The sequence below is a fragment of the Janthinobacterium sp. BJB401 genome (assembly GCF_013372745.1).
Classification (GTDB): domain Bacteria; phylum Pseudomonadota; class Gammaproteobacteria; order Burkholderiales; family Burkholderiaceae_D; genus Janthinobacterium; species Janthinobacterium rivuli.
In genome coordinates this window covers 44,127-50,650 of sequence record NZ_JABXFH010000045.1, presented here as the reverse complement: position 1 = coordinate 50,650, position 6,524 = coordinate 44,127, and the positions used below count along the sequence as shown (strand labels likewise).

Here is a 6,524-nt window from a genome sequence, read left to right as displayed (position 1 = left end):
GTGCAAAAAGGACAGCACGCTGTTCAGGCGGTCGTATTGCGGCGTGCCTTGCGCAAAACCCAGCTTGCTGTTTGGTGCGCGGGCGGCCAGGTGCAGCAGGATCGCCATGCTTTCCAGCAGCGGCGCACCCGTGTGCGTGAGCAGGGCCGGCGTCTGGCCCAGCGGATTGATGGCGAGAAAGGCCGGATGCTGCTTGCTGGCCGGATCGCGCGCTTCCACGCGGGCCAAACGATACGGCAAGCCGCTCCATTCGAGGGCGGCAATGGCGGCAAACGAGCAGCCGAACGGGACGCTGTAGATCAGGGTGGTTTCCAAGTCGAACTCCAAGTTGGGTGGGGAAGGGCAGTCTAAGGGCAATGGTTACTATTTGGAAGAAGGCAGAATAATGTGGTATAGGTACATTTTTTATACCAGGAAGGAAGCAAACCATGAAAGACAATGTCTCCGGCTGCGCCGTGGAAGAAGCCATGCGCTTGCTGGGCGGGCGCTGGAGAACCGTGCTGCTCAGCTATCTGATGGCGGGGCCGAAGCGCTTCAGTGAAATCCGCCGCGCCGTGCCGAATATCTCGCAGCGCATGCTGACCCTGGACTTGCGCGCGCTGGAAGAGGCCGGTTTGCTGACGCGCACGATTTATGCGGAAGTGCCCGTCAAGGTGGAATACCGGCTGACGGACGAAGGTTTGCGCTTGCGCGAGCTGGTCGAGATGCTGCGCGCCATCGGCTTGCGCCTGCGCGGGCAGGCGGATGCGGGCGGCGCCTTTCTCGCCCCCGATGGCGAGGATCATTCTCAATAGAAACAGCTGTTGTTATGCAAAGTGCTAGACTGCCGGCCTTAGCTCACTACTCCCGATACCCATGCGCCTGACTTCCCTCGCCCTGACCGCCGCCGCCCTGTTCGCCACCCTGCCGGCCCATGCCGCCACCATGCCGACACTCGAACAAATCCACGCCGCCGTGCAGGCGGGCGTGGCCAAGACCCAAGCCAAGATGCAATCGGCTATGCCGGTACCGATCGCCGTCAAGGTCACCAGCCTGGTCGGCTGCCAGGAGTCGCAGGAAGTGCGGGGCGAAGTGGTGTGCCTGGTGGGCATGAGCGCCGGCATGCGCGATGCTTTTAATGTACTGCCCCTGCGTAACGAGGGCGGCACCTGGGTTGGCGTCGAACGCAAGAACGCCAAGTTCACGGGGCCGTCGCCGGCCGAGGCGCAAGCGATGATACGCGCGTGGGCCAAGGAAGAAGTGGCGCGCAATCCGGAAGCGGCCAAGGACGTGCAGATGCAGGAAGCGCAAAGCACCATGCAGGTCAAGGCCGTCAACGAGTGCGACGTCAAGCGCAAGACGGGCTACCTGGTATGCGAGACGGAATTGAGCGTGCCGAGCCGTCCGGAAGCCATCAAGACGGAACTGACCTTTATGCTGGAAAACGCCAGCTGGCGCTACGTGCCGCGCTAAGCCGCGCCGGCCGCGACGCCGTTCGCGCGTCCGCCTGATACTTCTTTCGCCATAGCGCCAGCCCCACGTCGGGGCGCCGGCGCTGGCGCACTTCCCTTCCGCACAGTATGCCCAAGCGGCGGCCCATGAGGCCGCTGGCAGGCATGCGCCGCCATCATCGGCAGAATGCATACAAAACTGTAAATTCCGCATGGCTTAATTGATATATTTATTGATTTAATATTTATTTCAACGAAAGCGATAGAATTGGTGATAATTGTTGTATTTATTGAGATTTTGCCATATAAAATAAATATTCGTTTTAATCATTATTTTTCAGCGTATGATATTGATAATGCGCAAGTAAATGCCGCGATCTGACTGTGTGGAGAACCGTCGTGCTGAAAAAAATAAGGAGTAGTGAACTGGTGCTGGGAATGTATGTAGAGCGCCTGGGCCGTTCCTGGCTCGATAACCCGTTCTGGGCGCGTTCCTTCCTGCTCGAGTTGCCGGCTGACCTGGACCGTATTCGTGCGGCACGCCTCTGCGAGGTATGGATCGATACGGCGCGGGGGCTGGCGCCGCCGGTTGCCGTGCCGCCTTCCGCGCCGCTGGCTGCAGCCGCGCCGGCAACAGGTAGCGGCCCCGTCCCGAATGCGGCGCCAGCCAGGTCGCGCGACGAGGAACTGGCGCACGCCCGGCGCCTGATCGAACACTCGCGCCAGGCCGTGCAGACCATGTTTGACGAGGTGCGCATGGGCAAGGCCTTGTCTGCGGCGCAGGCCTATACACTGGTCGACGATATCGCCGCGTCGGTGCTGCGCGGCGGTAACGTGCTGCTAGGCCTGGCGCGTCTGAAAACCGCCGACAATTACACGTATATGCATTCGGTGGCCGTGTGCGCGCTGATGACGGCGCTGGCCAGGGAGCTGGGCCTGGCGCCCGAGCAGGTGCGCTCGGTCGGCCTGGCGGGCTTGCTGCACGATATCGGCAAGATGGCCGTGCCGTCCGCCATCCTCAACAAGCCTGGCAGCCTCAGCGAAGCGGAATTTTCTTCCGTGCGCGCCCATCCGGCCGCCGGGCACCGCATGCTGCGGGAAGTGGGCGAGATCGATCCGGTGGCGCTCGACGTGTGCCTGCACCACCATGAAAAGCTCGATGGGAGCGGTTACCCGGAGGGATTGCGCGGCGAGGAAGTCAGCCTGTTTGCGCGCATGGGCGCCATTTGCGACGTGTACGATGCGATCACCTCGAACCGGCCGTACAAGCAGGGCTGGTGCCCGGCCGATTCGCTGCGCCGCATGGCCGCCTGGCGCGGCGGGCATCTCGACGCGCAACTGTTCGCCGCCTTCGTCAAATGCCTGGGCATCTATCCGCTGGGCACCCTGGTACGGCTGCAGTCGGAACGTCTGGCCGTCGTGGTGGGACAGGCGCCGGGCAAGCCGCTGACCGCGCCCACCGTGCGCGTCTTTTTTTCCATCCGCGCTGGCACGTGCATCGCGCCGGCCGTCGTCGACCTGGCCGCGCCGGGTTGCCAGGAGCGTATTGTTTCCACGGAAAGCGCAACCGATTGGCGCTTGCAGGACGTCGACCGTTACTGGGCCGGCGAAGCGGCCATGGCATGACCGCTGGCACAGCCGTAATAAAGTGCATTTTGTTAATAATAAAATATTAAAATAATGGTGCCAGTGCCGTGTCCGCTTTCCTGGCTGGCGACCGTTCCTTGTACGCATACCCGTCACCGTACGGGCTACTTCTGAGGATGTGACCATGCGACTCAATCTTCCCGTCAGCGATACCGAAATCAATCTGAGCGATACCGAGACCATCGTCTCGACTACCGACTTGCAAGGCAATATCACGTATGCCAACCCGTATTTCATCGCCGTCAGCGGTTACAGCGCGGAAGAATTGATCGGTGCGCCGCAAAACATCCTCCGGCATCCGGACATGCCGGTCGAAGCGTTCGCCGATTTCTGGGCCACCATCCGCTCGGGCCGTTCGTGGAGCGGCATGGTGAAAAACCGCTGCAAAAACGGCGATTGCTACTGGGTGCTGGCGAACGTGACGCCCGTGGTGGAAGACGGCGTGGCTGTCGGCTACATGTCCGTGCGCACCAAGCCCACGCGCCAGCAGGTGGCGCAGGCGTCCGCCCTGTACGCGCGCATCAAGGCGGGGCAGGCCGATGGCCTTGTCATCAGCCAGGGCGCGGCCGTGCGCACGGGCTGGCTGGCCAGGCTGGCGAGCTTGCGCGACCTGCCGCTGGGCAAGCGCATCGGCTGGAATCTGGGTTTGCTGAGCCTGGTGTTGCTGCTGCAGCTGGCGTGGAATGCGGGCGTGTTGCCCGATGCAAGCCACGGCTGGCTGACGGGCCTGTCCGTGCTGGCCGTGTGCGCCACCCTGTATTTCTGGCACAGCTTGCACCGCGCCGTGCTGCAACCGCTGCAGCAGGCGCGCCAGGCCTGCGACGTGATGGCGGGCGGCGACCTGACGGGCGAGCTCGACACGACACGGCGCGACGAGATGGGGCAGCTGCTGCGTTCCTTGCGCCAGCTGCGCGTGAATTTGCACTCCATCGTTGGCGACGTGCGCGGCAATTTCTTGCGCATCAGCATGGCCAGCCAGGAAATTGCCGCCGGCAATATGGATTTGTCGGGCCGCACGGAGGCGCAGGCGTCGGCCCTGCAGCAGACGGCGTCGAGCATGGAGCAACTGGCGGCCACGGTGCAGCAAAACAGCGGCAACGCCGTGCAGGCCAGCGACATGGCGGGCAAGGTCCATGGCCTGGCCGGGCGCGGCGGCGAACTCGTCGGCCAGATGGTGGCGATGATGGCGGACATTAACGCTTCATCGAAGAAGATCGGCGACATTACGGGCATTATCGAAGGCATTGCCTTCCAGACGAATATCCTCGCCCTGAACGCGGCCGTGGAAGCGGCGCGCGCGGGCGACCAGGGGCGGGGATTCGCCGTCGTGGCGGGCGAAGTGCGCAGCCTGGCCCATCGCAGCGCGTCGGCCGCCACGGAAATCAAGCAATTGATCACGGCATCGCTGGCGCAGGTGCAGGCGGGCGCGAAGCTGGCGCAGCAGGCGGGTGCCAGCAGCGCGGAAATGCTGGGCGCCGTGCAGGGCGTGCACGGCATCATGGAAGAGATCGCCTCGGCGTCGCGCGAGCAAAGCCACGGCATCGGTCAAGTCAACATGGCCGTCACGCAAATGGATGAAGTGACGCAGCAGAACGCGGCGCTGGTCGAGGAATCGGCGGCGGCGTCCGCGTCGCTGCAGGATCAGACCTTGCAGCTGGAGCAGGCGATGGCCCTGTTCAAGCTGGAACGGCGCAGGGGCGGCCAAGCTGTTCCCCTGCGCGCGCCCGAGCGACGCCGCGCTACAGCAGGCGCTCTGACAGCGCCTTGAAGGCAACCTCGGGCACGACAAAGGCAAACGGTGCTGACACGGGCGGCAGTTGTCCCAGCAAGCCGCAGTCGGCGCGCAAGGCCGTCAGCGCTTGCACCTGATCCACATCAACGGGCAAGTCGATTTCGCCAAAGACCAGCTTGCCGTTGCGCGGCACATGCGCGATGGCCGCATCCTGGCAGGCGAGGAAGGCGACGGCATCGCGCCAGTTGCCGAACAACTGCTGCCAGCCGGCATCGAGGCCATGCTCCGCAACGATGTCCGCCTGCACGTCGAGCAGCGGCGCGCTGCCGGCGCCGCTGGCTATGCTGCAGCGCGCTTGCGTGGCCGTGACTTCCAGCGTCATGTTGCCGGCCAGGTGGGTTGGCAGGATGTCGCTGAACAACCGCGTGCCCAACGCATGGGGCAGGCTGTCCATGATGTTTTTCAAGAAATACACACAGGGCACGTCCGGCGCGCCCGCTGGCGTGTGATCCAGGTACAAGCGCCAGTTGCTTTGCAGCGGAGACGGCAGCAGACGGCGCAAGGGACCGAGCAGTGCCGGGCCGAAATGCCCGTGGCGGTAGGTCAGCACGGTGAACGGCGTCTTGCCGTCGCGTTGCCACAGGGTCACGCCGGCGGGCAGCAGCCGCTGCGCGGCAGCGGCATCGACCAGCCAGCTCACGTAGACGACGTCGCGCACGTCGCTGTGCAGTGTCAGGAAGGGCAGGCGCGACATGACGGCTTGGCGCACACTGGCAAAACGCGTGCAATTGGCGAGCGCGGCAAACAATCGCCCCGGCCAGCCCGCGCGCGGGTGGCGGTAAGTGTTGTCTTGCAATTGGGAACTTTCAGATGCGGTGATGCAGGCGGACGGCGCCGCCTGCCGGAGACGCCATGTGTTATTGCATGTGCCAGCCGTGGCTGACTACGATGGACTGGCCGCTCAGTGCCGTCGACGGGAAGGCCGCCAGGAAAACGGCCGTTTGCGCCACGTCTTGCGTGGTGGTGAATTCGCCGTCGATGGTGTCTTTCAGCATGACTTTCTTGATCACGTCCTCTTCGCTGATGTTCAGCTGGGCCGCCTGTTCGGGGATTTGCTTGTCGACCAGTGGCGTGCGCACGAAGCCGGGGCAAATGACGTTGGCGCGGATGCCGTCTTTCGCACCTTCCTTGGCCACGACTTTGGCCAGGCCCAGCAAACCGTGCTTGGCGGCCACGTAGGCGCTCTTGAACGGCGAGCCTTCGTGCGAGTGCACGGAGCCCATGTAGATGATGGCGCCGCCGCGGCCCGCCTTGATCATTTCGCGCATGCAGGCGCGCGTGGTGAGGAAGGCGCCGTCCATGTGAATGGCCAGCATCTTTTTCCATTGCTCGAACGGGTAGTCGACGACGGGGCTGATGATCTGGATGCCCGCGTTGCTGATCAGGATATCGATGCCGCCGAAGTGGGCCGCGGCATCGGCCACGCCCTTGTCGACTTGCTCTTCGCTCGAGACATCCATGGCGACGGCAAACGCCTGGCCGCCCGACTGCTTGATTTCCTCGGCCGTCTTGCTGGCCGCTTCCAGGGCCAGGTCGGCGATGACGACCTTGGCGCCCTGTTTTGCGTATTCGATGGCCATTTCCTTGCCGATACCACTGGCGGCGCCGGTAATCAGTGCGACTTTGTCTTTGAGTTGCATATTAATCCTTTGCAT

Annotated in this window: 7 protein-coding genes; 4 read left to right on the top strand and 3 right to left on the bottom strand. The window is 63.4% G+C overall.

Annotation, left to right across the window (positions count from 1 at the left end; all coding sequences use genetic code 11):
- Window positions 1–315, bottom strand: a 315-nt coding sequence (locus HWE17_RS22995; protein WP_176390368.1) for a glutathione S-transferase N-terminal domain-containing protein, incomplete at its 3' end; no start/stop codon positions are given.
- Window positions 316–428: 113 nt separating this feature from the next.
- Here HWE17_RS22995 and HWE17_RS22990 point away from each other — a divergent pair.
- From HWE17_RS22990 to HWE17_RS22975, 4 genes are all read left to right on the top strand, one after another.
- The gene (locus HWE17_RS22990) at window positions 429–794 is read left to right on the top strand and encodes a helix-turn-helix domain-containing protein (protein ID WP_051959517.1); all 366 of its coding nucleotides are present in this window, start codon (window positions 429–431) and stop codon (window positions 792–794) included.
- 61 nt (window positions 795–855) lie between these two features.
- Window positions 856–1,452 (top strand): hypothetical protein, encoded by a 597-nt coding sequence (locus tag HWE17_RS22985; RefSeq protein ID WP_176390367.1) that lies wholly within the window; start codon window positions 856–858, stop codon window positions 1,450–1,452.
- A gap of 377 nt (window positions 1,453–1,829) precedes the next feature.
- Window positions 1,830–3,056, top strand: a complete 1,227-nt coding sequence (locus HWE17_RS22980) for an HD-GYP domain-containing protein (protein ID WP_176390366.1) — start codon at window positions 1,830–1,832, stop codon at window positions 3,054–3,056.
- Window positions 3,057–3,201: 145 nt separating this feature from the next.
- Window positions 3,202–4,845 carry a methyl-accepting chemotaxis protein gene (locus HWE17_RS22975; RefSeq protein ID WP_176390365.1) on the top strand — a complete coding sequence of 548 codons (1,644 nt, stop codon included), beginning with the start codon at window positions 3,202–3,204 and terminating at the stop codon, window positions 4,843–4,845.
- On the opposite strand, the gene HWE17_RS22970 is transcribed toward HWE17_RS22975, so the two are convergent.
- Both HWE17_RS22970 and HWE17_RS22965 read right to left on the bottom strand, forming a co-directional pair.
- Complete coding sequence (locus HWE17_RS22970; RefSeq protein ID WP_176390364.1) at window positions 4,817–5,665, bottom strand: DUF2071 domain-containing protein; 849 nt, start codon at window positions 5,663–5,665, stop codon at window positions 4,817–4,819. The two genes, HWE17_RS22975 and HWE17_RS22970, sit on opposite strands and share 29 nt — an antisense overlap.
- A 61-nt stretch (window positions 5,666–5,726) precedes the next feature.
- Window positions 5,727–6,509, bottom strand: a complete 783-nt coding sequence (locus HWE17_RS22965) for a 3-hydroxybutyrate dehydrogenase (RefSeq protein WP_099402688.1) — start codon at window positions 6,507–6,509, stop codon at window positions 5,727–5,729.
- Window positions 6,510–6,524 lie beyond the last annotated feature (15 nt).

Excerpts from the sequence above, each read along its gene's own strand:
- HWE17_RS22990 (WP_051959517.1), top strand. The coding sequence starts at position 429 with ATGAAAGACAATGTCTCCGGCTGCGCCGTGGAAGAAGCCATGCGCTTG.
- HWE17_RS22985 (WP_176390367.1), top strand. The coding sequence starts at position 856 with ATGCGCCTGACTTCCCTCGCCCTGACCGCCGCCGCCCTGTTCGCCACC.
- HWE17_RS22975 (WP_176390365.1), top strand. The coding sequence starts at position 3,202 with ATGCGACTCAATCTTCCCGTCAGCGATACCGAAATCAATCTGAGCGAT.
- HWE17_RS22965 (WP_099402688.1), bottom strand. The coding sequence starts at position 6,509 with ATGCAACTCAAAGACAAAGTCGCACTGATTACCGGCGCCGCCAGTGGT.